Annotated in this window: 27 protein-coding genes and 1 pseudogene (1 of these 28 running past the window's edge); 24 read left to right on the top strand and 4 right to left on the bottom strand. The window is 44.1% G+C overall.

The window, feature by feature from the left end:
• Positions 1 to 78: 78 nt before the first annotated feature.
• Both LEP1GSC060_RS08625 and LEP1GSC060_RS08620 read right to left on the bottom strand, forming a co-directional pair.
• On the bottom strand, positions 79 to 1,212 hold the full coding sequence (locus LEP1GSC060_RS08625; protein ID WP_036095872.1) for a hypothetical protein: 1,134 nt from the start codon (positions 1,210 to 1,212) through the stop codon (positions 79 to 81).
• Between the two features lie 72 nt (positions 1,213 to 1,284).
• A pseudogene (locus tag LEP1GSC060_RS08620) lies at positions 1,285 to 3,095 on the bottom strand (HSP90 family protein).
• Between the two features lie 95 nt (positions 3,096 to 3,190).
• Between LEP1GSC060_RS08620 and LEP1GSC060_RS08615 the strand changes: the two are divergent.
• The 7 genes from LEP1GSC060_RS08615 to LEP1GSC060_RS08585 all read left to right on the top strand — a co-directional run bounded on the left by LEP1GSC060_RS08615 (position 3,191) and on the right by LEP1GSC060_RS08585 (position 6,783).
• The gene (locus LEP1GSC060_RS08615) at positions 3,191 to 3,397 is read left to right on the top strand and encodes a hypothetical protein (protein ID WP_003001097.1); all 207 of its coding nucleotides are present in this window, start codon (positions 3,191 to 3,193) and stop codon (positions 3,395 to 3,397) included.
• Positions 3,398 to 3,460: 63 nt separating this feature from the next.
• Positions 3,461 to 3,667: an integrase core domain-containing protein gene (locus LEP1GSC060_RS08610; protein ID WP_003001020.1), complete on the top strand. Its 207-nt coding sequence runs from the start codon at positions 3,461 to 3,463 to the stop codon at positions 3,665 to 3,667.
• A 295-nt stretch (positions 3,668 to 3,962) separates the two neighbouring features.
• The gene (locus tag LEP1GSC060_RS08605) at positions 3,963 to 4,235 is read left to right on the top strand and encodes a hypothetical protein (RefSeq protein WP_003001060.1); all 273 of its coding nucleotides are present in this window, start codon (positions 3,963 to 3,965) and stop codon (positions 4,233 to 4,235) included.
• An 87-nt stretch (positions 4,236 to 4,322) separates the two neighbouring features.
• A complete protein-coding gene (locus tag LEP1GSC060_RS08600; RefSeq protein ID WP_036095870.1) occupies positions 4,323 to 4,592 on the top strand; it encodes a hypothetical protein in 270 nt (89 codons plus the stop codon).
• The gene (locus tag LEP1GSC060_RS08595; RefSeq protein WP_003000775.1) at positions 4,589 to 5,140 is read left to right on the top strand and encodes a hypothetical protein; all 552 of its coding nucleotides are present in this window, start codon (positions 4,589 to 4,591) and stop codon (positions 5,138 to 5,140) included. The genes LEP1GSC060_RS08600 and LEP1GSC060_RS08595 overlap by 4 nt, the downstream gene beginning before the upstream one ends.
• A 112-nt stretch (positions 5,141 to 5,252) precedes the next feature.
• Positions 5,253 to 5,876 carry a class I SAM-dependent methyltransferase gene (locus LEP1GSC060_RS08590; RefSeq protein WP_003000846.1) on the top strand — a complete coding sequence of 208 codons (624 nt, stop codon included), beginning with the start codon at positions 5,253 to 5,255 and terminating at the stop codon, positions 5,874 to 5,876.
• Between the two features lie 322 nt (positions 5,877 to 6,198).
• Positions 6,199 to 6,783 carry a class I SAM-dependent methyltransferase gene (locus tag LEP1GSC060_RS08585; RefSeq protein WP_003001117.1) on the top strand — a complete coding sequence of 195 codons (585 nt, stop codon included), beginning with the start codon at positions 6,199 to 6,201 and terminating at the stop codon, positions 6,781 to 6,783.
• Between the two features lie 385 nt (positions 6,784 to 7,168).
• On the opposite strand, the gene LEP1GSC060_RS08580 is transcribed toward LEP1GSC060_RS08585, so the two are convergent.
• Positions 7,169 to 7,357 (bottom strand): hypothetical protein, encoded by a 189-nt coding sequence (locus tag LEP1GSC060_RS08580; protein ID WP_003001179.1) that lies wholly within the window; start codon positions 7,355 to 7,357, stop codon positions 7,169 to 7,171.
• Between the two features lie 2 nt (positions 7,358 to 7,359).
• Positions 7,360 to 8,451: a glutamine-hydrolyzing carbamoyl-phosphate synthase small subunit gene (gene carA / locus LEP1GSC060_RS08575; RefSeq protein WP_003001009.1), complete on the bottom strand. Its 1,092-nt coding sequence runs from the start codon at positions 8,449 to 8,451 to the stop codon at positions 7,360 to 7,362.
• A gap of 193 nt (positions 8,452 to 8,644) precedes the next feature.
• Here carA and thrS point away from each other — a divergent pair, with 193 nt between their 5' ends.
• From thrS to cmk, 17 genes are all read left to right on the top strand, one after another.
• Positions 8,645 to 10,561, top strand: a complete 1,917-nt coding sequence (gene thrS, locus LEP1GSC060_RS08570) for a threonine--tRNA ligase (protein WP_036095921.1) — start codon at positions 8,645 to 8,647, stop codon at positions 10,559 to 10,561.
• 364 nt (positions 10,562 to 10,925) lie between these two features.
• Positions 10,926 to 11,465, top strand: a complete 540-nt coding sequence (gene infC, locus LEP1GSC060_RS08565) for a translation initiation factor IF-3 (protein ID WP_003001187.1) — start codon at positions 10,926 to 10,928, stop codon at positions 11,463 to 11,465.
• Between the two features lie 32 nt (positions 11,466 to 11,497).
• A complete protein-coding gene (gene rpmI, locus LEP1GSC060_RS08560) occupies positions 11,498 to 11,701 on the top strand; it encodes a 50S ribosomal protein L35 (RefSeq protein WP_002765180.1) in 204 nt (67 codons plus the stop codon).
• Positions 11,701 to 12,054 (top strand): 50S ribosomal protein L20, encoded by a 354-nt coding sequence (gene rplT / locus LEP1GSC060_RS08555; protein ID WP_003001225.1) that lies wholly within the window; start codon positions 11,701 to 11,703, stop codon positions 12,052 to 12,054. Before rpmI ends, rplT begins: the two co-directional genes overlap by 1 nt.
• A 91-nt stretch (positions 12,055 to 12,145) precedes the next feature.
• Complete coding sequence (locus tag LEP1GSC060_RS08550; protein ID WP_003001192.1) at positions 12,146 to 12,784, top strand: coiled-coil domain-containing protein; 639 nt, start codon at positions 12,146 to 12,148, stop codon at positions 12,782 to 12,784.
• A gap of 7 nt (positions 12,785 to 12,791) precedes the next feature.
• Positions 12,792 to 13,103 (top strand): cell division protein ZapA, encoded by a 312-nt coding sequence (locus LEP1GSC060_RS08545; protein WP_003001235.1) that lies wholly within the window; start codon positions 12,792 to 12,794, stop codon positions 13,101 to 13,103.
• Between the two features lie 120 nt (positions 13,104 to 13,223).
• Positions 13,224 to 13,754, top strand: a complete 531-nt coding sequence (locus LEP1GSC060_RS08540; RefSeq protein WP_003000811.1) for a 5-formyltetrahydrofolate cyclo-ligase — start codon at positions 13,224 to 13,226, stop codon at positions 13,752 to 13,754.
• 420 nt (positions 13,755 to 14,174) lie between these two features.
• A complete protein-coding gene (locus tag LEP1GSC060_RS08535) occupies positions 14,175 to 14,669 on the top strand; it encodes a chemotaxis protein CheW (RefSeq protein ID WP_003001270.1) in 495 nt (164 codons plus the stop codon).
• Complete coding sequence (locus tag LEP1GSC060_RS08530) at positions 14,670 to 17,966, top strand: chemotaxis protein CheW (RefSeq protein ID WP_003001137.1); 3,297 nt, start codon at positions 14,670 to 14,672, stop codon at positions 17,964 to 17,966.
• A 5-nt stretch (positions 17,967 to 17,971) separates the two neighbouring features.
• Entirely contained in the window at positions 17,972 to 19,048 is a 1,077-nt protein-coding gene (locus LEP1GSC060_RS08525) for a protein-glutamate methylesterase/protein-glutamine glutaminase (protein WP_003001306.1), read from the top strand.
• Position 19,049: 1 nt separating this feature from the next.
• Positions 19,050 to 19,412: a response regulator gene (locus LEP1GSC060_RS08520; protein ID WP_002632024.1), complete on the top strand. Its 363-nt coding sequence runs from the start codon at positions 19,050 to 19,052 to the stop codon at positions 19,410 to 19,412.
• Between the two features lie 17 nt (positions 19,413 to 19,429).
• On the top strand, positions 19,430 to 20,215 hold the full coding sequence (locus LEP1GSC060_RS08515; RefSeq protein ID WP_003000803.1) for a segregation and condensation protein A: 786 nt from the start codon (positions 19,430 to 19,432) through the stop codon (positions 20,213 to 20,215).
• The gene (gene scpB / locus LEP1GSC060_RS08510) at positions 20,182 to 20,745 is read left to right on the top strand and encodes an SMC-Scp complex subunit ScpB (RefSeq protein ID WP_003001227.1); all 564 of its coding nucleotides are present in this window, start codon (positions 20,182 to 20,184) and stop codon (positions 20,743 to 20,745) included. The genes LEP1GSC060_RS08515 and scpB overlap by 34 nt, the downstream gene beginning before the upstream one ends.
• A complete protein-coding gene (gene pheA / locus LEP1GSC060_RS08505) occupies positions 20,738 to 21,829 on the top strand; it encodes a prephenate dehydratase (protein ID WP_003001065.1) in 1,092 nt (363 codons plus the stop codon). Before scpB ends, pheA begins: the two co-directional genes overlap by 8 nt.
• Positions 21,826 to 22,743 (top strand): prephenate dehydrogenase, encoded by a 918-nt coding sequence (locus LEP1GSC060_RS08500; RefSeq protein ID WP_003000874.1) that lies wholly within the window; start codon positions 21,826 to 21,828, stop codon positions 22,741 to 22,743. Before pheA ends, LEP1GSC060_RS08500 begins: the two co-directional genes overlap by 4 nt.
• Entirely contained in the window at positions 22,724 to 24,046 is a 1,323-nt protein-coding gene (gene aroA / locus LEP1GSC060_RS08495; RefSeq protein WP_003001135.1) for a 3-phosphoshikimate 1-carboxyvinyltransferase, read from the top strand. The genes LEP1GSC060_RS08500 and aroA overlap by 20 nt, the downstream gene beginning before the upstream one ends.
• Positions 24,039 to 24,312, top strand: partial view of a (d)CMP kinase gene (gene cmk / locus LEP1GSC060_RS08490; RefSeq protein ID WP_003000791.1) — the start only. The gene runs 419 nt beyond the window's last position; the window shows 274 of its 693 coding nt (coding positions 1–274); it begins with the start codon at positions 24,039 to 24,041; its stop codon lies off the right edge, out of view. The genes aroA and cmk overlap by 8 nt, the downstream gene beginning before the upstream one ends.

The following is a 24,312-nucleotide window of genomic DNA, read 5'->3' as shown; positions in this document are numbered from 1 at the left end:
ATAAACCCGATTGGGATTTTGTATGAGTTCCTACTTTTTTTTCGCGATACAAATTACGTCGAACTCACGTTCCATATTCTAATTATTTTCCTGAGAATGTTTTTGTCTTTCTTGCGCCAGTTCATGAAGAGCTTTTAGGTCTTTGAGATTTTCTGAGTACGAATCGTTTCCGTTTCGGCTATCAAATCTGGATGCCAGTTGAGACACTTCTTTGCCGAACCAAAAATCCAATTCGGAAACGGCGTAGTTCCCCTTTTCTTTGTAGTTTGGAAACGTTTTAGGCAATCTGATTTTTACCGATTCTAAGTTCAATAGCAGAAGCCGTTCCGTTAAGAATTTGGCGGCTTTATAAAATTGAAAACGATTATCCAGATCGGGAGTCCCGAAAGCCGATCCGAAATGTTTTTCCAACAGTTTGATTGCTTTGGCAATTTCTCCGGTTACGCCTAAAAATAAGAGATGGTCCGCGACCGTCCCGAGCAAGGCGGCCGATTTCGCGGCCAATTTGTATCCGATCGTATGAAGTCGGGCCGCTTCTTCCGGTTGGTTGAGACGGAGGAGAGGCAATAAGAGATAACCATAGGTTAGATGTGGTACTTTGGCGCAGCGCAATTTGCCCGAGACGATCGGCTTGGCTTTTTCGAGTACGGTTTCATACTGACCCAATCGATACGCATAGTCTACTTCCGAATTTTGCACACAGGCCGCACAATCCGAAAGGTGTCCCCTTTGTGTTTGTTTGAGTAACGAGTGATACTTTTTACTTTCTTCCTGATTCCCCATTCGGATTGTGATACTGCGCTGGAGCATCAAAACGGGATATTTGCTTCCGCCGTTTTTTTCATAACGTTTCTCCAAGTCCTCGAGCATTCCCTGGATCTGTTCTTTTTTGATTTGAGGAAACGAAGGAAGAAAGTCTACGATCCATTTGTATTCCCACATCAAGTCGGCTTCGTTGAATTTTTCGGGATCTTGATCCGCCTGAGAAAGGCACCAAGAGAAGGATACCAACGCCTTATCGATCGCCCCGGAAAAAATTCCCGCTTGGACTAAAGCAAGTCGAGCTTCGAAACCTAATTTTTTATTTTTCCGTATATCCGCCAAACGGATGATTTCTTCTAAAACCGCACACTTTGCGGAATCGTCTTTCATGAATTCTGTTTCCCACAATGCGGGAAATAAATCTTCAGTGTTCGTATCTAAGTTCATCATTGTTTTCTCCCGGCGCTCCGATTCCCATCTGAAAATAGAATTTTGCAAAAAAGTAAAATCGTATCTATCGTGTTATAGATGATCGTTTATACATCCTTCGATTAAATCGGAAAGTCCCTCCGTGAGCAGAGACAACTCCTTACTGTGAAGCGGATGGTGTCCCATCAATAGCGCTTGTATGTAAAGCATCTGAACGGCTCGACTTAACAATCGGCCGTCTTTTAGTTTCACGAGTTTTTGAATCAAAGGATTGCGTAGATTGAAAAAAAGATGCGCGTTGATTCCGTTCGAATCGGAATCCGAGAGATTGCTCAAAATGTCGGACCACATCTTGTTCGCAATTTCTTTGGAATGTTCCACGGAACGTAGAAAGTCTCCTTCTTGACTCAGGTGATACAACATAGGCATTTCGATCGGAAGAAATTTTTTTATGTCGGTCGCACACTGAAAAGTGCGTAGAACTTGATCCGCCGCTCTCAAAAGATCGAATGTGGATTCTCGTTCTTCGAGAGTGATATCTTGGAATGTTTGTGCGAATCCGGCCGCATCCACCGGTTCCACGAAAACATTTGGATTGAGTTCGCTAAAACGTTCGAGTAGTTCGCTGTCGTACACATATCCACCGTTGATGATCGCTTCTCCTTGTGCCGCCGCAACTCCTGAAATCTGTCGGTATTGATCGTGACTGGATACGTAACGCAGGACCGGATTTTTTTTCCGAAATTCTTTCAACGTCATTCTTCCGAACGTGGTTTCAAACGGAAGAAAGTCGATGATCAATCGGAAAAAATCGGCATCCTGAACCGCGAGAGCGCTTTCATGGATAGGTGATGAAGACCGATCAGATGACGAAGACGTTCCGGCTCGTCTTCGGAGAGTGCGATCAAATAATCTCGAAGGCATTGCCCCAATGTTTCTCTCGCTTTTTCTAGGGACTCGTCTTCGTAAAAATCTTCCCGGGATGCGGTCGGTCTGAGTTCGTCCGCGTTGACTACACATTTGACGAAGAAGGCCCAATCCGGTAGAAGTAATTCGGCCGACTCGGATAAAAGCATATTCTTGAGATAAACGCGATGTACGTTTTTCTGAGCGAGGCTCGGAGAATAGGGTAAGACGAAGGCGATCCCCTGTACTTTTCCTGCGTCGGAAATCAAAGGAATCGCGTCGAAAAAAGAAGTTTCAAATAAACCTTTACCGAAATCAAGATACGCCTTACGTTCCTGCGCTTTACTGCGGTAGGTCCGGTTCCAGGGTGCGGGTTCCGGATTCAAAAGTTCGGCGGATTCTCCTTCTAAAAACCGAAGAGGGACGGGTAACAGACCTCCGAATTTTTTTACAAGGTTACAAAGGATTTCTCGTTCAAAGTATTCTTCAAAGCCCGGTTTACAGAGAAGATAGACCTGAGTCCCGAAGGGCAAATCGCTTCCGAGGGTTTTGACGGCGTAGGTTCCGTCCTGTTTTCCGCGCCATTCGAATGCGGGTTGTGTTCTGTCTTTGGCGGAACGAGTGACGACTACGACTTCATCGCTGACGATAAAACACGCGAGTAAACCGACTCCGAATTGACCGATAAATCCTCCCGGAGGTTGGAACTCTCCCCGTTTCGAACTTTGCCCGATGGTCGCCAGGAATTCATGGATTTCGGATTCCATCAAGCCGACTCCGTTGTCCGTAAAGATCAGAGTCGGAGGTGTTCCGTCTTTTCCGGGAATGATTTCAAGATGGATTTCCCCGTTGTTTTCCGGTTCGAGATACGCTCGAGCTTGGATCGCATCCACTCCGTTTTGTAAAAGTTCGCGAACGAATACTTGAGGCCCGCTGTAAAGATGTTGCGAAAGTAAATGGATGATTCCGCGTAAATTGACTTGGAATTTATGACTCACAAAGATGGCCCTTTTCTCATTGGATTTCAGGGAGATATAAGAATGTAGGATAGGATTGGGTCAAGTAGGATTCGCATTCACACGTATGCCGAAATATGACTCACGCCATTGTGAATTCGAATGCGGCAGTTCCCACATTTACGAAAGGGTCGCACGAAGAATCGAGAACGACTTACAAAAAAGGCCGGGTTACACTTGGGCTTTTTTATTTTTGTTTCTATGGAAAATGTTATATCCATGCTTTGAATATGGCTCTGGATCAGATTCCAAAAGACAAAAAGATCATCCATCATTCGGATTGAGGCATTCAATTTTGTTCGAAGGATTACACGGACATTTTACTTAACGCAGGCCACAGGATCAGTATGACCGAAGAAAATCATTGTTATGAAAATGCTGTCGCTGAAAGAGTTAATAAAACTCTTAAATACGAATTCGGGTTCGTCAATTCTTTTGCTTCTTTTAAAGAAGCCATAGTCGCCGTCAAACGAGTCGTTTCTCTTTACAACAAAGTTAGGCTTCACCGACATTTAGGTTTTTTAACTCCTGAATTCGTTCTTCGAGCATCATGATTTCCGTCAACCTGATTTTAGGACTTTACACTCCGTCTTAGAAGTTCTAAAACATCCGAACAGGGAAAAATATCGAAATCAAATTTTGATTATAATTGAAATTGACGATTACGTTTCGGTTGTACCTGCAATTGAAAGGAAAGATACGTATTTTTTTTAAAACCGCGTATCCATCAAGAAAATATACGAGTATTTAGAGTTTGTCCGCCAACCGTCCGATTTTATCGGAATGGCCGTCAATCTCTGCGATTGTTTTGAGTTTTGGGACAGGCTCTGATTTACCGGAGGTAAATCTATGAAATATAAACTTAGTCAAGAAGAGAAAAGTTTAGAATCCTCTATTAAAAAAAATGAATGGAAGCCGGTTGATAACAAAGCACAATATTTAAAGAAATTTAAATCTGCCGCAAAGAATACGCTGTTAAAAGATAAAAGGATGAATATTGGAATTGCCGGCAAAGATATTCAATTATTGAAAACAAAGGCTTTAGAAATTGGAATTCCATATCGGACTTTAGTTTCAAGCATATTACATCGGTATGTAACTGGAAAATTAAGAGAACGTTAAAACGGATCCCGCACTTCGCCTAACGTCGACGATTATCTTTCGTTAGGCGAAATTGTTCACAAATATTCATCGGAAGAGAGGACTCATATGAAAAATCAAATAACTAAAATCCTTTATGCGACAATCATTATTAATATATTAAGCTTTAATGTTGTATTGTCAGGTAAGCCTTTTTCAGAATTGGATCGATATTTGAAAAAGCTTAAAGAGAAAGGAACCAAATCCGACAATAAGACAAAACATAATGATTCTATTAAGAGGTCCGATCCGGATTTATGTGAAAAATATCTCAACTTATCGATTTGTACAAGATTTACAGTGAATCCGGATAACGAAGGTTTGGAGAAACAAAAATGAAGTTTAATTGGAAAGACATAAATGAAAAGCTTACGGGACTAACGTTAGTAACTAGCCTTACCGCCGGAATTGTCGGCGGACTCTTTAGTTTGAATGAATACCGAGAAGGAAGAAGGGCGGAGAGAATAAAATCAACCTTAGAGTATGTAACGAATTATTCTACGGGTCAAGTTTCGGTTTCAAATCAACGGCTTTTTGAGATGTGGGAAAAGGATTATTCGATTTTAGAAGCCGCTTTGGAATCAAATAAAGACGACCCGAACAAATTGGATCATGCTTACAAATTAACGTCGCTTTCGATTATTAGGGAAAATAAGGCCGGAAAAGACATAGACGTTTTAATCGGATTTTACACTTCTTTAATTCATTGTGTTCAAAGTAATATCTGCGATGAGCCGACTGCAAAGACTTTTTTTAATTCTGAAATGAATCGATTCGCGAAATTACATTTGTCTTATATCGATTATTTGCGAGTAACGTGGGATAAAAATATTGGAAAAGAAATTGAAAATTACTTAAGAAAACAAAAAAGAAACAACGATTTTTAACGCCGCAGCCTGACTTCGACTTCTCGTTTTGTGCGTCATTTATACTCGCTTCGGGTTTCGCAACATCGGTTGTTAGGAGTAATTTAGCCAGGACAACAAATCGGGAGAAAATATGAATGAATCATGGATTGACAGATGGAATGATAGATATAGTAAAGATGAGTTTGCTTTCGGTGAAAAACCTAACAACTATTTAAAAGAACAATTAGAGAAGTTGAATGTTGGAACGATACTTTTTCCGGCGGAAGGCGAAGGACGGAATGCGGTTTTTGCGGCTAAACTTGGTTGGAAAGTTTCGGCGTTTGACATCAGTGTTGAGGGAAAAAAGAAAGCCTTTCGGCTGGCGGAAGTGAATCAAGTGGCAATTGACTATCAAGTAGGTGAATTGCAGGCGTTGAATTATAACGCCGAACAATTCGACGTCATTGCGCTGATTTATGCGCACTTCCCGGCGGATATTAAATCATCATACCATAAAACATTGGATCGATATTTGCGAAAGAACGGATTCGTTATCTTTGAAGCGTTTAGTAAAAGACACATCGACTACGTCTCTAAAAACGAAAGTGTCGGCGGACCAAGAGAAATTGCGATGTTATTCTCAATCGACGAATTAAAATCGGACTTTGTAAATTATGAAATTATAGAGTTAGTGGAAAAGGAAATTGAATTGAGCGAAGGTTTGTTCCATAACGGAAAAGGTTCGGTAATCAGGTTTGTCGGACGAAAAAAATAAAATGTCTTACTTTGTCTCCGTAGTGTGCAAGACGTTTTGCTAAGATTGTCTCGCCCCCGGTTTTGCAAAGTGATTCAACGGAATATACGAACAAAGAGTTGCCCGAAAAATTAATTTTCCATCCGTTTCTGTTTCATTAAAATTTACGATTGAAGCAGTTTTGTTAAACCCACTATGGAATATTTCAACGATTCCACTGATCCCTATAAAATCGAGTACCGTTAATTTTTATCGCAAAACACCGATTCCATGCAAAATAGTCGGTGTTTATTATATAGTTATGAGTAATAATTAACTTCCTAAAAATACCGAGGAATATTCAATGACTTTAATGTCAAAAGTCAGAGATAGCGGAATGCCCGGCGAAGAATATTGGGAATCGCTTTTTTCCGTGGACGATATCATACACAAAATGAGAATAAACTCGGAAATTTTCAATTTGGTGGAAATCGGATTCGGTTACGGAACGTTTACCGTGCCTATGGCTAAAATGATTAAAGGTAAATTATTTGCCTTTGACATAGAAGGCGAATTGTCGGAAAACTTCTCCAAAAGATTAAATTCAAATAATATAAAAAATACGGAATATAAAATTCAAGACGTCTTAACGCAGGGAACGGGACTGGGCGACTCGGACGTTGATTATTTCGCGCTTTTTAATATAATGCATCACGAACATCCGGAACAATTCTTAAAGGAAGCTTTTAGAGTATTGAAACCGGGAGCTCTTTGCGGCATTATTCACTGGAGATCCGACATTACGACTCCTCGCGGTCCTTCTTTAGATATAAGGCCCAAACCCGAATTTATTGAATTTCTACTTGTAAACAACGGTTTCGAAATAGAAGAAAATAAGATATTGCTTGAACCTTATCATTTCGGAATCATTGGAAGAAAAAAACTTTAAGAAAAAGATTTTTCAAAATAAAAATGCCCGATCGGCGCTTAACGCGAGACAAACGGCCTCGTTCTCGGAACCCGCGTTTCTAAAAAATCCCCGCGATAGCGATTGTAACGGAAATTCTCGCCGAACTTTACGGAGGTATTCGGTAGAATCATAGCAGGATTGAATTGTGTCGGAATCGTTTTTCGGCGAGAATTGAAGTGAAAAGCGCGGTCGCTCGCGGTCGTTTCGGAAGAACTTCGCGAGCGAATCGCCCCGAAATTTAACACGTTAGAATATTTGAATATTCTAACGTGAGTTCGCCCTAAGGAAACGTTTGTAATCCTTGGATCGAGTTCCGGGATCGAAGTAAAAATTTACTTCTCCGAAAGTCGAGGATTGTTTGGTTTTAAAGAAGTCCGGTCTTCCTCGCGATCGCGTAGAAGTTTACTCCGTAGCCGAGACCGAGAAAATTTTTAGGCGGAAACAGATCGTCGGTTTCCGGATTCCAAACGTCTTTAACGAGAGCCTCTACGGAAAAATCCTTTCCAACGGGGAGACCCAGAATTCTATCGGGGAGTTGCGGAAATTCAGTCATGTTCATTCACCTCTTTTTGTTTTTTCAACCAGATCGTAAAATTTTTGAAATAGATAACGGGAATCGTTCGGCCCCGGCGCGCTTTCGGGATGATACTGAACGGTCAATAAAGGATAACCGGATTTTAAAATTCCTTCCACGGTGTTGTCGTTTAAGTTGATAAAAGAAACCGGTTCGTTCGGATTGGCGTCGTCGATCACCGCAAAACCGTGGTTTTGCGAAGTGATTTCCACTTGTCCGGTTGATAAATTCTGAACCGGTTGATTTCCGCCTCGATGACCGAACTTCATCTTCTCCGTTTTTTTTCCTAAAGTAAGTCCGATGATCTGATGACCGAGACAGATCCCGAAAAGCGGATATCCTTTTTCCATAATTTTCCGGGTCGCGGAGATTGCGTAGTTTAAAGGCGCCGGATCCCCGGGACCGTTGGAAAGAAAAAATGCGTCGATTCCTTCTTTCATAATTTCCTCCGCGGGGGTTTCCGCCGGATAAACCGTGACCGCAAAACCGGTCGCGTCCAAAAGACGGAGTATGTTGGTCTTCACTCCGTAATCGTAGACGGCGAGTTTGTATTTTTTACCGGTATGGGTTCCGAAGATATATTTCGCGGATGTAGTTACGACCTTTGCAAGATCCGCATTGACGATCCCCGGAAATGTTTTTACCTTCTCCAAAAATTTAGGAGAATATTCCGGAGCCACAAAGATCCCACCGTTCGGAGAACCGTTCGTGCGGATATACCGAGTCAGTTTGCGCGTATCGATTCCCTGGATCGCGGGAATCTTATATTCTTTTAAAAATTGTGATAAGGTCTTTTGAGATTTGAAGTTGGACGGCCGATCCACGTATTCTTTAACGATCAGTCCGCTCGCTTGGATCTTGGAAGATTCCATATTGTCCGGATGGATTCCGTAGTTCCCGATCATCGGATAAGTCAGTGTTATGATTTGATTGCAATAGGAAGGATCCGTTAGGATTTCTTGATAACCCGCCATGGAAGTATTAAAAACGACTTCTCCGACGGATTCCGTTTCATATCCGAAAGATTCTCCCTCTAAGATCGTGCCGTTATCAAAAACTAAAAACGCTTTCATCTTCTGCAAAGATGATGAGGTGTTGGCTAGAGTCAACACTAAACGGATGTAGAAAAGCGGACAAAGAGGAATGGACAACGATTGGAGTTGGCTCAGGTTTTTCTCTGGTCAATACAAATCGATTGAAAAATATGTCCGATTTTTGCGAATGGAAAGCGGAAAACCCAATTTAGTTCCTGGAAAACAATACAATATGCATAGGCTTACATTGCCGGACAAATCCGTAAAGGAAGTCGCACAAGGCTCCACTTTCCGCGACTTCATCGAAAAAGAATTACCCTTTTTAAAAAATAAGGCCCTCGCCGTACGTCTCGACGGCACGGATATCCGGGACTTATCTCGAACGGTGGAAGCCGATGCAAACATAGAAGTATTGACATACTCCGAAAAAGACGGTTGGGAGACGTTTCAACATTCCGCGGCGCATTTGCTCGGAATGGCGGTTCAGAATTTATATAAAAACGCAAATCTCACCGTGGGTCCCGTGATCGATAACGGACCGGGATTTTTTTATTACGACATCGACTTTACCGGAACCGTGATCACTCCGGATGATTTTCCCAAGATAGAAGCGGAGATGGAGAAGATCGTAAAAGCCGATTACTCGGTTTGGAGAAAGGTCGTATCTAAAAAAGAGGCGATCGAAACGTTTCAAAAACTCGGAGAAAAATATAAGATCGAAATCATCAGCGGAATTCCGGGCGAAGAAGTTTCCATCTACGGAATGGGGGAATGGTTCGATCTTTGTAGAGGACCACACGTTCCGAATTCGGGAATATTAAAATCTTTTAAACTAACGGCGATATCGGGCGCGTATTGGAAGGCCGATAAAAACAACTCGATGCTCACTCGGATTTACGGGGTCGCGTTTCCCACTAAAAAAGAATTGGATCAGTATCTTTTTCAAATCGAAGAAGCGAAAAAAAGAGATCACAGAAAGATCGGAAAAGAAATGGATCTGTTTTCCTTTCAAAAGGAAGGTCCCGGTTTTCCGTTTTGGCATCCGAAAGGAACCATTCTCTGGAATTCACTCGCGGATTATCTCAGATCGGAATGTAACAAAAGAGGCTATCAGGAAATCAAAACCCCCGCCGTCCTTTCCTCCGAACTTTGGAAAAAATCCGGACACTGGGACAACTTTCACGAGAACATGTATTTTACGGACATCGACGAAGAGGACTACGCTCTTAAGCCGATGAACTGTCCGGGATGTTCCTTAATCTACAAACATCATTTGCATTCGTATCGGGAACTTCCTTTACGTTTTGCGGAATTCGGAAGCGTTCATCGTCACGAGTTGCACGGAGTTCTGCACGGGCTCTTTCGAGTGAGAGCGTTCACACAAGACGATTCTCATATCTACGCTCCTTTGGATCACTTGGAATCCGAGGTGACGGACATCATCGACTTTACGTTTACCGTATATAAGAAATTTGGATTTTCCGAATTCAAAACGTTCATCGCAACCCGTCCCGAAAAATCGCAAGGCAAGGACGAGGATTGGGAATTTGCGACGAACACTTTAAAACTTTCTCTCGAAAAAAAAGGAATTCCGTACGGAATCAAAGAAGGCGAGGGCGCTTTTTACGGACCCAAGATAGAATTCAACATTCAGGATTCGATCGGTAGACTCTGGCAATGTGGAACGATCCAAGTGGATTTTTCTATGCCCGAACGTTTTGATCTGGATTATACGGACAGCGACGGTCAGAAAAAAAGACCGGTTATGATTCACAGAGCGATTTACGGTTCTCTGGAGCGATTCATCGGAATTTTAATCGAACACTACGAGGGAAAATTTCCTCTTTGGATTTCCCCCAATCAGATAAGAATTTTGACCGTAACCGAAAAGGTAACCGATTATGCGAAAATCGTCTATCGGGAGTTAGTCGACGCGGGCTTTCGAGTGGAATTGGATACTCGGAATGAAAAAATCGGAGCGAAAATTCGGGATTCTATATTAAAAAAGACGAATTATCTTTTGATATTGGGTGAAAAAGAAATGGAGTCCGGAACGATTGCGGTGAGGATGCGAGGTCAGGAAGACACAAAAACTTTGACCCGAAACGGATTCATTTCCAATCTTCAGGAAGAAATTAAGGCGAGTTGATCCGACTGTGGGAACTCCCGCGTTTTGGTGGATAGGGATCGGAAATCAGATTTCAGGTGACCTTGCCTGCCCGACGTTGACCTTGTATGTAAAGTCCCACTCTTATCCACTAACTCCTAGTCACTCGAAGCGTAGGAACTCCCACATTTTTGAAAAACCTCGATGAGATTTTGCGCAGGTCGTAACTACATCCGGGCTTACCTCGAGCGAGTAGAGCATAGCTCGTATCGAGGGAAAATTCAGAGGATTTCTTTCCCACCTGAAAATGGACTTGAAATAAAAGACCGATTCCGCCGGAATAGAGTCAAAAATCACTTGAAAACACACTTAAGAATAAAATCTTGGAAATCTAGCCGGAGAATGAATGCAGAGGAAACCGAGTCAAAAATCAGCAACGGACAAGCTTTTTAATCATCGAATCAATGAGAAAATTACGGGCGTTTCCAGAGTTCGCCTCGTTTCGGATGACGGAGTGGCAATCGTACCTTTTGAAGAAGCCCTCAGAAAAGCAAGAGAAGAAAATCTGGATCTTGTGGAAGTGTCCGGAGATCAGGAACTTCATGTTTGTAAGATCATCGACTACGGTAAGTATAAATTCGAGCTGCTCAAAAAGAGCAAAGAAGCAAAGAAGAAACAACACGTAATCAACGTTAAAGAAATTAAGATTCGACCTCGAATCGAAAGTCACGATTACGATATCAAAAAGAAACACGCACAGGAGTTTCTAGGCAAGGGAGACAAAGTAAAAGTAAGTCTCCGGTTCCGCGGTCGAGAAATGATGCATTCGGATCTCGGGATGAAAGTCGTGTATAGAATGGTGGAAGACCTGAAAGAATACGGATCGGCGGAAAGAGATCCGGTTCAAGACGGAAAACAGATCGTTGTAATTATTAATCCGAAATAATTTCCGGAAATAGAACCTTAAAGGTAGATAAGATGCCAAAGTTGAAAACGAACAGAGCCGCTGCAAAACGTTTTAAGTTCACAAAGAACAATAAAATCAAACGCAAGAGTATGAATACCCGTCACATCTTGACCAAAAAGGGACCGAAAAGAAGAAGACGTCTTCGCGGTTTGACCCTGGTCAACAATTCTGATTGGAAATCCATCGTTAGATTAATGCCTTATGGAGTAAGATAATGCCGAGAGCGGTCAACGGAACCATCCACAAAAATAGAAGAAGAAGAGTCCTCAAAGACGCAAAGGGATTCCGCGGAGCTCGTTCTAAACTTTACAGAACGGCAAAAAGTGCGGTGATGAAAGCGGGGCAGTGGGCTTACCGCGATCGTAGAGCGAAAAAAAGAGATTTTCGTAAACTTTGGATCATTAGAATTAACGCCGCTGCAAGAGAAAATGGTTTGTCTTATTCCGTATTTATGAATTCTCTTAAGAAATTGGGAATCCATATGGATCGTAAATCCCTGGCAGATTTGGCTTTCAACGATAAGGAAGTGTTTAACGCTCTGGTTGAAAAAATCAAAGTAGCGGGATAAACATCCAACCTGACTCAAATCGACAGCCCTGTGCATTGTGCTACAGGGCTTTTTTTCGTTTTTCGAGAATGTTTTTAAGGGAGAATCAGATATGCTCACGATGGAGACCATTGAGGAATTAGAAAGCAAGGTCGTAAAAGCCCTCGAACTCATCACAGATCTTCGCGCAGAAAATGGTCGCTTAGAATCCGAAAACGAAACTCTCCGAGCGGAAAACGACCAGATGAAACTGGCGATGGAAGAGAAGGAAAAAGAACTTTCCTCTCTCCGCGATCAACTGCAAAAAACCACGAACGAACTGAACGAACTCAAAGAAAGAGAACGGAAACTCGAAGGGAAAATCAACCAGCTTCTGGGAAGATTGGATTCTCTTCCCGTAAGCGGAGGCCCCGCTGTGTCGTCTTCTGCATCTGCATCTCCTTCCGGCCCGGCGGCCGCTGCGTCAACGGCGTCTAACGTTGTTAAAGAAAACGCTTCTGCGGAAGACGAATTCGGAGAAGACGATGAGATCATTCTTCTGGACGAGGACGACGACGATATATCCCTGATTACAGAGGTTCCTGAAAAAGACGAAGACATCATCGAAATTGCGGATGAAAGTGAAATTGCGGAAGATTTGGCCCTGGACGATGACGATATTATCATCGAAGACGACGAGGACTCAATTAGCGTATTCGACGCGGATGAAGACGATGATTTCCTAATCATCGAGGACGATCCTAAATCTTGAATTTCAGATGGATCTCCGTAGGGTAAAAGTCCGAATCCTCGGAGAGGAATATACGATTCTCAGCGAAGCGGGGGCCGATTACATCCATTCCCTGGCGGAAGACGTGGATCGTAAACTCAGGGAGCTCGGAGTCGGAATGCCCGGAGCTTCCAGACAAAAACTGGCTATCTTAGCCGCGCTCAACTTTGCCGACGAACTACAACAAGCGAAAGAAATCAAAAACGAACCGTCGCCCGTTTCTATAAAAACCGGAGAAATGGAAGAAAAAACCCGCAAGCTAATTACGATGTTGGAAGAAGGAATTATCGGAGAACTTTGATTTTTTTTGAATCTGTCCGCCAACCATCCGGTTTTATCGGAATGGCCGCAAATCTCTGCGATCGTTTTTAAGTTTTGGGATAAGCACTTTGTTTAAAATTGGACCCTTTTAGTAATCTCGTTGAAACTTCAGTCTAGAAACGCACTCAGAACTCTGCTTACCCTTTTAGAAGAAAGGAAAAAAAAAGACCTCGCTATTCTCGAATTTTTAAAAGAAATCACGATCGGCGCACGAAAGATGATCGCATACTCTCCCGATAAATGGGAAGTAAAGATCGATCCGAAAGTTTTGGGTTGGACCGATTCAGATAAGGAAATTTATTTCCCGAAGATCATAGATCGGAAATTGGAGTTTATTTTTCCGGAAGCCTGGGAAGAGGGCCCGTTTGGGATTTTGGAACCCAAGGGAACAAAAACCTTGAATTTTCACGATGCGGAATGGATTGTCGTGCCTGCTTTAGGTTACGACGAGTTCGGTTATCGTCTCGGACGCGGTGGAGGTTTTTATGACAGAACTCTTTCCGAAGCGGATCCGACTCGTTTGATCGGACTTACTTACGAGGAACTTTTTCCCGCCAGCTTTCCAAAGGAAAAGCACGACATAAGAGTAGGCCGAATCATTACGGAGAAAAAAATTTATCGAATCGTCTGAAAAAACGTTAAAATACTGTCTATTTGAAATAGCGAGCGATCTGTGTGTACGTTTTGTCGGAATGGTTACTTCAGAGCGGATTCTAAAGTTGTAAGTCTCAAAAACTCAATGTTTCGTTCCTAAATTCAAACACAATCCAGCAAGGATCGTGCGATAGAATTTACACGCGCGTTATTTGTGGTTGTTAGGTCCGTAACAGAAATTGAAGACCGATACAAAACCGTCGATTTTATTTCGGAATCCATTCGTGCGGTTTGTGGATATGTAACTTTGATCGGATCGAAAAAAGGTTTCTCTTTGGAAAAGTGCGAGAATTTTTAGATTTGGGAAATTCTTTCATTCTATTGTTCTTGAAAAACAAATTACAATTTGTTCTATAGATTGATCCCGGATTTTATGGAGCACCGTTAGGTAATAATCATGGCCTCATTCGATAATCGACAATATCTTGAATCCCTGGAAGCGGATAAAACTACGGAGTCTCAGAAGGAATATTTAACTTTCAACGTGAACGAGGAAATTTTCGGAATCGACATCCTGAAAATCCACGAAATTCTCAAACCCGTACCGATTACAAGAATTCCGAACGGAGACGATTATATTTTAGGAGTTATTAATCTTAGAGGAGAGATTATTCCGATATTAGATCTGAAGCAGGTTTTCGGAATCGGTTATAGCGAGATCATTCCTTCCACGAGGATTATCGTCGTTGTACACGACGAAAAACGCGCGGGAATTCTCGTAGATACGGTAAGACAAGTGATCAAAATTCAATTCGACAAAATCAGTAAGGCTACCGACGATCTCACTCTTAATTATAGTTCTTTGATAGAGTCGGTCAGCCAAGCGGACGAAACGTTGATACTCAATTTAAACTTATCCGTCCTGATCAACTTTGAACAGGAGGTGATCTAAATGGCCGGAATTCTCGGAGAGTATACCGACCTCTTTTTGGAAGAGTCGGAAGATCAAATCGAGGAGTTAAACGCCAATCTCCTCAGACTCGAAACCGATCATAAAAATCTTTCGATCATCAACGATATCTTTCGCGCGGCGCATTCCTTAAAAAGTTCCGCCGCCTTCGTAGGTTTATACAACCTTTCCGATCTCGCTCATAAAATGGAGAATCTGCTTCAGATGACGAGGGACGGTAAACTTGACGTTAGACTTCCTTTAGTCAATCTTCTCTTTCAATGTTTCGATTTGATCAAATACGTGATTCGAAACGTGGGCGAAGGAAAAAAAATCGATACTCCGTTTACGGAGATGATTCAAAAGTTGGATGTTTACGAAAAGGATCCATCTTCTTTTTCCGGCGCAGCGGCTTCTCCCCCGCCTACAGTTCCCGTAGCCAAAACGGTTCCCACAACGTCGGCTCCCGCGACAAAATCGGAGGAAACCTCGTCCAAAGCGGTTCCCACAACGTCGGCTCCCGCGACGAAATCGGAGGAAACCTCAGCCAAAGCGGCTTCCGCGACAAAACCGGCGCAAACTCCGGTTCGGGCAAGCGGATTGGAAATTCGTCTCGAAGCGGATGAAGTCAAAGAACTCGAAGATGAAATCCGTAAGTCGGGCGGCCGGTGTTGGAAAATTTCGGTGACTCTTGGTAAGGATTCTCCGATGAAAGGGCTTCGTTTTTCCTTAATTCTTCAAAACCTAAAGAACTTAGGGATCGTATTTAAGTCCGTTCCGGATCTGGACGAATTGGAAAAAGGAGTCGATGCGACTTCCATCGCTTTGTTATTCGTTTCCTCCGAGTCTTTCGAACAAATCCGCACCGCGGCTAACGTCGATATGGTGGAGTCCTTGGACGTTGACGAATACGTTCCCGTCGTCCACGAAACGGCCGCCGAGAATTTCAAGATCGAAGACGATATGACGGCGTCCGAATCCAGGGTTACATTAAAAAGTATTAAAGTATCCTCCGATAAACTGGATCAGTTGATGAACAACGTGGGGGAACTCATCATCACGAACTCGGGCTTTCAAAGAATTTACGACGACCTCGTTCGGATTTTCGGAGAGGATCAGTTATTTAACGATCTCAAATCCAGAATCGATCTCATCAATCGGATCTCCAAAGAACTTCAATCCGGAATCATGAACATCCGGATGGTACAAATTTCGACCGTGTTCCGAAGATTTTCCAGACTCGTGAGAGATCTTTCCTTGGAAACCGGTAAAAAGGTGAATCTGGTTCTCTTGGGAGAATCGACCGAGCTCGATAAAAAAGTCATAGACGCGTTAGGCGAACCTCTGCTTCATCTCATTCGCAACTCCGTGGATCATGGAATCGAAACCCCCGCGGAAAGATTGAGCGCCGGAAAACCGGAAACCGGAACTTTGGAACTGAATTCTTATCAAGGTGGAAGTAATATCATGGTCGAGATCCGCGACGACGGACGCGGTCTGGACTCCGATAAAATCCTAAATAAGGCGATCGAAAAAGGTCTCGTGAACGCGACCGAGGCGTCCAATCTTTCCGAGCAGGAGATTTTTCAATTCATCTTTCAAGCCGGATTTTCCACCGCGGAAAAAATCACCGATATTTCCGGCCGCGGCGTGGGAATGAACGTCGTAAACAATCTGATCCAGGAATTCAAAGGTAAGATCATCATCAACAGCGCCAGAGGTCAGGGAACTTCTTTTATTCTTTCTTTTCCTCAAGCTCTTGCGATCATTCCTTCCATTCTGGTTCTTATGGAAGAAGAAGTGTACGCCTTTCCTCTTTCCGAAGTCAACGAAACGATTAAAATCCACAACGATCAGATCACGACTCTCGAAGGAAACGAGATCATCAATCTCCGAGGCGAGGTGCTTCCGATCTACAGACTCAACCGAATCATCGGTCTTCAGGACAAAACGGATCGAGATGAATTTCCGGTCGTCATCGTTCAGTACAAAGGACGTAAGATCGGATTTATGGTCGATGAACTCGTGGGCAAACACGAGACGGTGATCAAATCTTTGGAAAAGAACTTTAAAAATATACGAGGTCTTACCGGAGCTTCCATTATGGGAGACGGAACCATCATCATGGTTTTGGACATCCCCGGCATTGTGGAAATCGCCTCCGAACTCGAGGATGCGGACGCAGTCGTACACTACCATCTCGAAACGATGAAAAGAATCGGTTCCATCCATTCCGCAGAAAGGGAAGAAGAACTTTATATTCAAAAAACGACGAATCCTACGAACGTCTACAACTATAAACTGCACGACATCACGAATCGGGAACGTCTCAAAAAGAAAAAGGTCGATCGAACCCGCGATACAAAACGAATCGTCGTGGAAAAAGAAGAGGTTTTCCGAGAAGAAAAAGAATTGGCCGCAGCCGTAGCCCTGGAGATGAAAGCTCCTAAGGAAATTCAACTTCCGGAATCTACGGAACCTACAACGCAGGATCCGCAAATTACAAATCTTCCGCCTTCGATTACTTCGTATTCCTCCGAAGGTCCTAAAAAACCGTTCGTATCTTCCGAAGAGGAATACCGTTCTCATATCACGGATATCGCATTGGATCAAACTGCGAGTGAAGAGGAACAAAAACGCGCGAAGGCGATCATAGAAAGTTTTTTAACTCAAAAGAAAGAACGTACAATGTCGGTCACTCCTTCCAAGGATTTTAAAGGGGCGTTGTCCAAAGAGGAACTCAAAAAACTGGAGAACGTAGTCAACACCGGTATGATGAACGCCGGTATGGTTCTTTCCCAACTTTTGAAAAAGAACATCGATCTTTTTATTCCGGAAATCATCATGAACGACCGGGACGGTCTTGCGGAAGAAATTCGTTTTTCCGAAAATCATTTTTACGGTTTGAGGATCCGAATGAACGGGGATTTGAACGGAAACCTTTTGATGATGTTCTCCCGTGAGAACGCGGCCAATCTCGCCAAGGAACTTCTGGGTTCGGAAACCGTTCTCGGCGAACAATTAACGGACGACGCCAAATCGGTGTTAAGCGAAATTTCCAACATCGTTTGTTCTTCCGTGATGAACTCGATATCCAACAAGGCGAAAGCGAGTGTGACACCTTCCGTTCCCGAATTTTTGGAAGGAACCTTCATGCAGGTCTTGGACGTCGTCAAACCGGAACGGACCAAGTTTTTAAGTATGTTAACCGAATTCAATCACGAGGGCAACGATCTCTTAGGAGTTTTATTATTCCTTCCGGATTTTGACGAATTACTCCAACTGATTCCGAGGTTTTGATTTCGATGGTTCCCAATCCGGTTCGAGCCGTTATTATCGATGATTCTCTATTAGTCAGAAATATCATCTCCGATCAGATCCAAAAAGATTCCAATATTCAAGTGGTGGCAACTGGGAAAACCGGATTGGATTGTATCGATCTCGCGCAAAAGATGAACCCCGACGTGATCATTCTCGACGTGGAAATGCCGGTTATGGACGGTCTTACCGCACTTCACGAACTTCAAAAAAAGAAACTGGGAATTCCGGTGATTATGCTTTCGGTGCTCACTCAGAACGGCGCCGAAGCGACCTTCAAAGCCCTGGAATACGGAGCCATCGACTTCGTACCCAAACCTTCCAGCGTGTTTCAATTTGATCCGGAAGAAATCGGAAACATTTTGAAATTCAAAATTCTCGCGTACTTTGAAAGTAGAATTCGAATTCCTTCCCGAGACCTTTTAAAAAAAGTTCCCGTTCGTTCCAAGGTTCCTGCGGGAGAAACACATATAAAAAAATCTCCGATTCAGGCGATTTGTATCGGCACTTCCACAGGCGGACCCCGGGCTCTTCAGGAGGTATTCTCCAGAATTCCGGGGGATATTTCCGTACCTATTTTTGTCGTACAACATATGCCTGCGGGTTTTACCAAAGCGTTTGCGATGCGACTTAACGATCACGCAAAAATCAAAGTTAAGGAAGCCGAAGACGGCGAGCCGATTGAACCAAACACGGGTTATGTGGCTCCGGGTGACGCGCATCTGTCCATTCAATCCCGAGGCGGGAGGAAATGGATTGCCCTGAACAGGGAAGCCCCTGTAAATGGACACAGGCCTTCCATTGAAGTTCTCCTAAACAGTGCGGTTGAAGAATATAAAAGCGGAATGATCGGCGTTATTATGACCGGCATGGGTAAGGACGGCTCGGCGGCCATGGTAAAAGTCAAAGAAGTAGGCGGCTCTACCATCGCGCAGGACGAACAAACTTCCGTAATTTATGGAATGAACCGTCAGGCAGTTGAAATGGGAGGCGTCGAATATATCGAGCCTGTCACTGAAATCATCAATAGGATCCAAATCATTTTGAAAGAGAGAGGAATTTAATATGGCCAGAATTCTCGTTGTGGATGATGCCAAATTTATGAGAACCATGGTAAAAGACGCCCTTACCCAAACCGGTCACGAGATCGTGGGAGAAGCGGAAAACGGTAATATCGCGATAGAGCAATACAAATCTCTGAAACCGGACCTGGTCACGATGGACATTACCATGCGTGAAAAGGACGGAATCGAAGCCGCTCAGGAAATATTTAAGTTGGACGCGAAGGCGAGAATCATCATGGTAACCGCGCTCGGACAGGAAGACCTGCTCGCAAAAGCGATCAAAATGGGAGTGAAGGATTTTGTCGTAAAACCGTTTTCTCCGGAAAGACTGCAACAAGCGGCGGACAAAGCCCTCAATTCCTAAAGGTAGATTTCTTTTGAATGGAGAATGAAGAACCCGGTAAGTCCTTTGTAGTTCAATGGAACAATGGCGAAGGCGGTTTGTCGGAAGGGCCTCTGTCCGTCCTCTGGAGTTTGATTGAAAGTTACAAAGTCGATATCTTTGATGTTTCTCTCTCTCGCATCACCCGGGATTTTTTAAGTTTCCTGCGCATTTCCGAAACTCTCTCTTTGGAACTGAGCGCGGAATACGCCTTGATGGCCGCCAATCTGATCTATCTCAAATCCAAGGCCTTGTTACCTGACCCCGGATTTGAGGAAGAAGACTACGAACCTCCTCTCCCTCCCGAACTTGTAGAAAAACTTTTAGAACATAAGAAGTTTCAACTCACCGCCAAAAAACTTTCGGAAATGGATCAGAACCAAACCGGAGTTTTTAGAAGAGAATCCAACGCCACTCTGGACGAAGACGAGAATTGGCTCGACGTTTCCCTTCTGGATCTGATTTCCGCCTTTCATGAAATTTTGGAATCCCAATCGGAGGAGCCCGAAATTCCGACCTTACTCACCGCGCCGCATCGTTTCACCGTGGAGGAAAAAATGGAAAAAATCCTTTCTTCTCTCCGGGAAAAAAAGGAAGTCTCTTTTCCGGAATTATTCCAACGGGAACGGCCTGAAAAAGCGGAAATCGTTGCCACTTTTCTGGCATTGCTGGAACTAAGTAAGCAGAGGATTCTCCGCGCCAAACAGCATAAACTGTTCGGGGAAATCCGTTTATTTCTGAACGAGGGACATTGGAACGGGACAGAACAGCAATCAAAGGATTGATCGAAGCCTTACTTTTCGTTTCCGGTGAACCCTTAAAATTGGCGAGTATCGCCAAATCTGCGGAAATCGAAAAAACCGAAGCTCGCGAAATTCTGGACGAACTCGTTCTGGATTACTCCGAAAAAAACGGGGGATTTCTTCTGAAAGAAATCGCAGGAGCGTATCAATTCGTAACCAACGGAAGTTTTGCGGAATTACTCGGAAATATCTTTAAGGAAAAAAGAAGAGAACAACTTTCCAAGTCCAGCTTGGATACACTCGCCATCGTCGCTTACAAACAACCCATCACACTTCCGGAGATCGACGAGATCCGGGGAGTTTCTTCCCGCGCGATGGTCACTTCTTTGATTTCTAAAAAGCTGATCAAACCGATCGGGAACAAAGAGGTTCCGGGAAGACCGGCCTTGTACGGAACCACCAAAGAATTCTTGATTCATTTCGGTTTGAATAAACTATCGGATCTTCCGGCTCCCGTGGAAGTTAAAGAGCTGAAATTTGAAAACCTGGACGATTTGCTCGAAGATGAGTGACTTGGATCAACAACTGAAAATTTTTCGGGATCAGATCGATTCTTTGGATCGGGAAATCGTAAAGTCGATCCAGACCCGCGCCGAATTTGCGTCCAAGATCGGAGAAATCAAACGAGAACGAAACGAACCCGTTTTTAGGCCGGACCGAGAAAAGGAAGTTTACGAAAAGATAAAGTCTTTGAGTGAGGGACCGCTTCCCGACAAAGTGTTGCTCGCGATCTATCGAGAGATCATGTCCGGTTCCATCTCCGTGGAAAAAGGATTGGAAGTGGGTTATCTCGGGCCTGCGGGTTCTTTTTCCAATCAGGCGGTCCGCGCCCGTTTCGGAGCTTCCATCAACGCGTTGGAATTCAATTCGATCCCGGATGTGTTCCGCGCGGTGGAAACCGATAAGATCGACTACGGAGTCGTCCCGGTGGAAAATTCCAGCGAAGGATTGGTCAACTCCACACTCGATCAGTTTTTGATCTCGGATCTTCTCATCTATTCGGAACATTATCTTCGTATCAACATCAGTCTCTTAGGTTTCGAACACGATCTTTCCAAGATCAAAACGTTATACGGAATTAAGATCGCCAATTCCCAATGCAAAAATTGGCTCGCGGCCAATCTGCCTCACGTAGAGATTGTGGAGACTTCCTCCACCGCCAAAGCGGCTCAGATCGTAGCGGAAAAAAAGGAAGCTTGTGCGGCCGTCGCTTCTTCCATCGCCGCCGAAATTTACGGCCTGAGTCTGATTCGGGAATCCATCGAAGATCTCGCGGACAATACGACCCGATTTTTGATCCTAGGAAAAAATCAATGTCCTCCCACCGGAAACGACAAAACATCCGTTGTTTTCTCTTGTCCCGATAAACCGGGAGCCTTGTACCGTGTGTTAAAACCTTTTTTCGATCATCGGTTGAATTTGACCAAAATCGAATCCAGACCCACGAGAAGAAATTCCTGGGAATACAACTTCTTCATCGACTTTCACGGTCATCAAAAGGACGAATCGATCCAAAACGTCCTCGCAAGTTTGAAGGAGAATACGATTTTTATGAGAGTGCTCGGGTCTTATCCGATGTCCCCGCAAAGCCTGTGAAATTAGAATTTTCGAATATTCTCATATACGGATTGGGGCTCATGGGGGCCTCGCTCTCCCTGGCCCTCAAAAAAAAAGGAATTTTAACACACGTCACTGGGGTGGTAAGTTCCTCCGCGAGCAAGTCCAAGGGGGAATCCTTGAAATCCGCGGATACGATTTTGACGGCGGAGGAATTTCATTCCACAAAACAATGGAAGGATTACGATTTTATCATATTCGGGGTGCCGGTCGATCTTACGGCAAGGTTGATCTCCGAGCTGCCCTCGGATTTTTCGGGGATCATCACGGACGTAGGTTCGACTAAAAAAGAGATCATCCGGGCCGTGGAAACACATTTTCCGCAGGCCCACAATTATGTTTCTTCGCATCCGATGTGCGGCTCGGAGGAATCCGGGCTCGAGTTCGCAAACGTTTCCTTGTATGAAGGACGGCTTTGTATTTTGACTTCTCCCAAAAACGCAAAACCGGAAATCAAAGATAGGCTGGAACTTTTTTGGAAAACGATCGGAGCCGAAACGATCGAAATTTCCGCCGAGGAACACGATTCGATATTGTCGTATCTATCACATTCTCCTCATATACTTTCTTCGATCATGGCGGACTGGGCGGCCAATCAAAAAATCGTAAAACGATACACGGATCTTTCCCCCATTCCTTTGAACGGAGGAGGTTTTCGGGATATGACCCGGATCGCGGGTTCCAACCCTAAGATGTGGGCGGCGATTTTTTCCTCAAACCAGAACGAGATTTACAAATCCCTTATGGACTTTCGGGAGCGGCTCGATATTATATTAGAAAAATTGAATCCAAAAAACACTCTGAATCGTCAAGAGTGGGAAGGTTTTATGGAAACTTCCCGCAGATCCAGGGATTTTATTTTGAAGAACCAGGATGATTCCAAAAAAAGTTAAACTCAAATCCAGGGAAATCACGGTCCCCGGAGACAAATCCCTTTCCCATCGATCCGTTTTGTTTGCCGCACTTTCCAAGGGCAATTCCAAGGTGACCGGCTTTCTCGAAGCGGAAGATCCGCTCAACACCATGTCCGCGTTCTCCAAACTCGGTTTAAAGTTTAAAAAGATCAAACCGGGAGAATATGAATTTACAAGTCCCGGCAAAGACGCACTCGTTTCGCCTAACGTGGAACTCGATTTCGGAAACGCGGGGACGGGGATTCGATTGTCCGCCGGACTGATCTGCGGACTTGATAGAGTGAACGCGGTTTTGACGGGAGACGATTCCCTAAAAAAACGTCCGATGGGTAGAATTATCAATCCCTTAAACGCAATGGGGGCGTCGATCGTGGGCCTGGGGGAAAAAGAAACAGCCCCTCTGAAAATCGAAGGAAAAAAACTGAAAAGTTTCCGTTACGAAAGCCCGATCGCCAGCGCGCAGATCAAATCCTGTCTGATGCTTGCGGCCATCGCGTCCGAAACGGATTTGGAATATTCGGAAAACAACCTATCCCGCGATCACACGGAAAATATGTTTCGATTTCTCGGAAACAAGATCGAACGTTTGACGCCGCTTCATTTTAAAATCAAACCTCCCTACGTTTTGAACGGGGGTGAGTTTAAGGTTCCCGGAGACATTTCCTCCGCGGCGTTTTTTTTGGCGCTTGGAGTTTTGGCAAAGGAAGGAAACCTATTGATTCGGAACATAGGACTCAATCCGGCCCGGACGGGGATTTTGACCGCGCTCGAACTGATGGGCGCCAAGATCGAAATCCTCAATCAAAGAATCGAATGCGGGGAACCGGTGGGGGATCTCAAAACCTATCCTTCTACTTTAAAAAAATCGAATATTCCGGAATCTTTAATTCCTGCGATCATCGACGAGATCCCGGTTCTGTCGGTCGCGGGACTTTTTGCCGAAGGCGGTTTCGAGATCCGTCACGCCGAGGAGTTGCGCGCCAAGGAATCGGATCGGATTCATACGATGGTTTCCAATTTCCGAGCGCTCGGAATCGAAGTGGAGGAATATCCGGACGGATACGCGTTAGACGGAACATCGCCTCATTCTTCGGAGGTTTGGAAATCCCTTTCTTCCGGAAAAAAAATCCCCGTTCTTTCGTATATGGATCATCGAATCGCTATGAGTTTTTTGATCTTCAAAGCGCTTTCCGGATTCTCCCTCGAAATCGACGAAACTTCCTGGATCGAAACTTCTTTTCCCGGTTTTGAAACCTTACTGGAGAGTTGTTTGTATGAATGAAAACGTAATCGCCTTGGACGGTCCGGCCGGTTCGGGCAAAAGCACCGTGGCTCGGCAAATCGCCGAAAGGATCGGTTTCAATTATTTGGATACGGGAGCGTTTTACAGGGCATTGACCCTATATCTGTTTCGGCTGCACGGCGGTTCGCCTAACACGGCTTCGTTTGCGGAATGGGTACAAACTTCTCCCGCGGAAAAAAGTTTGTCCGAGGTTCGGATTTTTTGCGAGTTTTCTGCGGGAAATGAAAACAGAATTTTATTAAACG

The organism is Leptospira weilii serovar Ranarum str. ICFT, from assembly GCF_000332415.1.
GTDB lineage: Bacteria > Spirochaetota > Leptospiria > Leptospirales > Leptospiraceae > Leptospira > Leptospira weilii_A.
This window is presented reverse-complemented; position numbering and strand designations above follow the sequence as displayed.

Coding starts and splice junctions, on each gene's coding strand:
- LEP1GSC060_RS08625 (WP_036095872.1), bottom strand. CDS start 1,212: ATGATGAACTTAGATACGAACACTGAAGATTTATTTCCCGCATTGTGG.
- LEP1GSC060_RS08615 (WP_003001097.1), top strand. CDS start 3,191: ATGACTCACGCCATTGTGAATTCGAATGCGGCAGTTCCCACATTTACG.
- LEP1GSC060_RS08610 (WP_003001020.1), top strand. CDS start 3,461: ATGACCGAAGAAAATCATTGTTATGAAAATGCTGTCGCTGAAAGAGTT.
- LEP1GSC060_RS08605 (WP_003001060.1), top strand. CDS start 3,963: ATGAAATATAAACTTAGTCAAGAAGAGAAAAGTTTAGAATCCTCTATT.
- LEP1GSC060_RS08600 (WP_036095870.1), top strand. CDS start 4,323: ATGAAAAATCAAATAACTAAAATCCTTTATGCGACAATCATTATTAAT.
- LEP1GSC060_RS08595 (WP_003000775.1), top strand. CDS start 4,589: ATGAAGTTTAATTGGAAAGACATAAATGAAAAGCTTACGGGACTAACG.
- LEP1GSC060_RS08590 (WP_003000846.1), top strand. CDS start 5,253: ATGAATGAATCATGGATTGACAGATGGAATGATAGATATAGTAAAGAT.
- LEP1GSC060_RS08585 (WP_003001117.1), top strand. CDS start 6,199: ATGACTTTAATGTCAAAAGTCAGAGATAGCGGAATGCCCGGCGAAGAA.
- LEP1GSC060_RS08580 (WP_003001179.1), bottom strand. CDS start 7,357: ATGACTGAATTTCCGCAACTCCCCGATAGAATTCTGGGTCTCCCCGTT.
- carA (WP_003001009.1), bottom strand. CDS start 8,451: ATGAAAGCGTTTTTAGTTTTTGATAACGGCACGATCTTAGAGGGAGAA.
- thrS (WP_036095921.1), top strand. CDS start 8,645: ATGCATAGGCTTACATTGCCGGACAAATCCGTAAAGGAAGTCGCACAA.
- infC (WP_003001187.1), top strand. CDS start 10,926: ATGCAGAGGAAACCGAGTCAAAAATCAGCAACGGACAAGCTTTTTAAT.
- rpmI (WP_002765180.1), top strand. CDS start 11,498: ATGCCAAAGTTGAAAACGAACAGAGCCGCTGCAAAACGTTTTAAGTTC.
- rplT (WP_003001225.1), top strand. CDS start 11,701: ATGCCGAGAGCGGTCAACGGAACCATCCACAAAAATAGAAGAAGAAGA.
- LEP1GSC060_RS08550 (WP_003001192.1), top strand. CDS start 12,146: ATGCTCACGATGGAGACCATTGAGGAATTAGAAAGCAAGGTCGTAAAA.
- LEP1GSC060_RS08545 (WP_003001235.1), top strand. CDS start 12,792: ATGGATCTCCGTAGGGTAAAAGTCCGAATCCTCGGAGAGGAATATACG.
- LEP1GSC060_RS08535 (WP_003001270.1), top strand. CDS start 14,175: ATGGCCTCATTCGATAATCGACAATATCTTGAATCCCTGGAAGCGGAT.
- LEP1GSC060_RS08530 (WP_003001137.1), top strand. CDS start 14,670: ATGGCCGGAATTCTCGGAGAGTATACCGACCTCTTTTTGGAAGAGTCG.
- LEP1GSC060_RS08525 (WP_003001306.1), top strand. CDS start 17,972: ATGGTTCCCAATCCGGTTCGAGCCGTTATTATCGATGATTCTCTATTA.
- LEP1GSC060_RS08520 (WP_002632024.1), top strand. CDS start 19,050: ATGGCCAGAATTCTCGTTGTGGATGATGCCAAATTTATGAGAACCATG.
- LEP1GSC060_RS08515 (WP_003000803.1), top strand. CDS start 19,430: ATGGAGAATGAAGAACCCGGTAAGTCCTTTGTAGTTCAATGGAACAAT.
- pheA (WP_003001065.1), top strand. CDS start 20,738: ATGAGTGACTTGGATCAACAACTGAAAATTTTTCGGGATCAGATCGAT.
- aroA (WP_003001135.1), top strand. CDS start 22,724: ATGATTCCAAAAAAAGTTAAACTCAAATCCAGGGAAATCACGGTCCCC.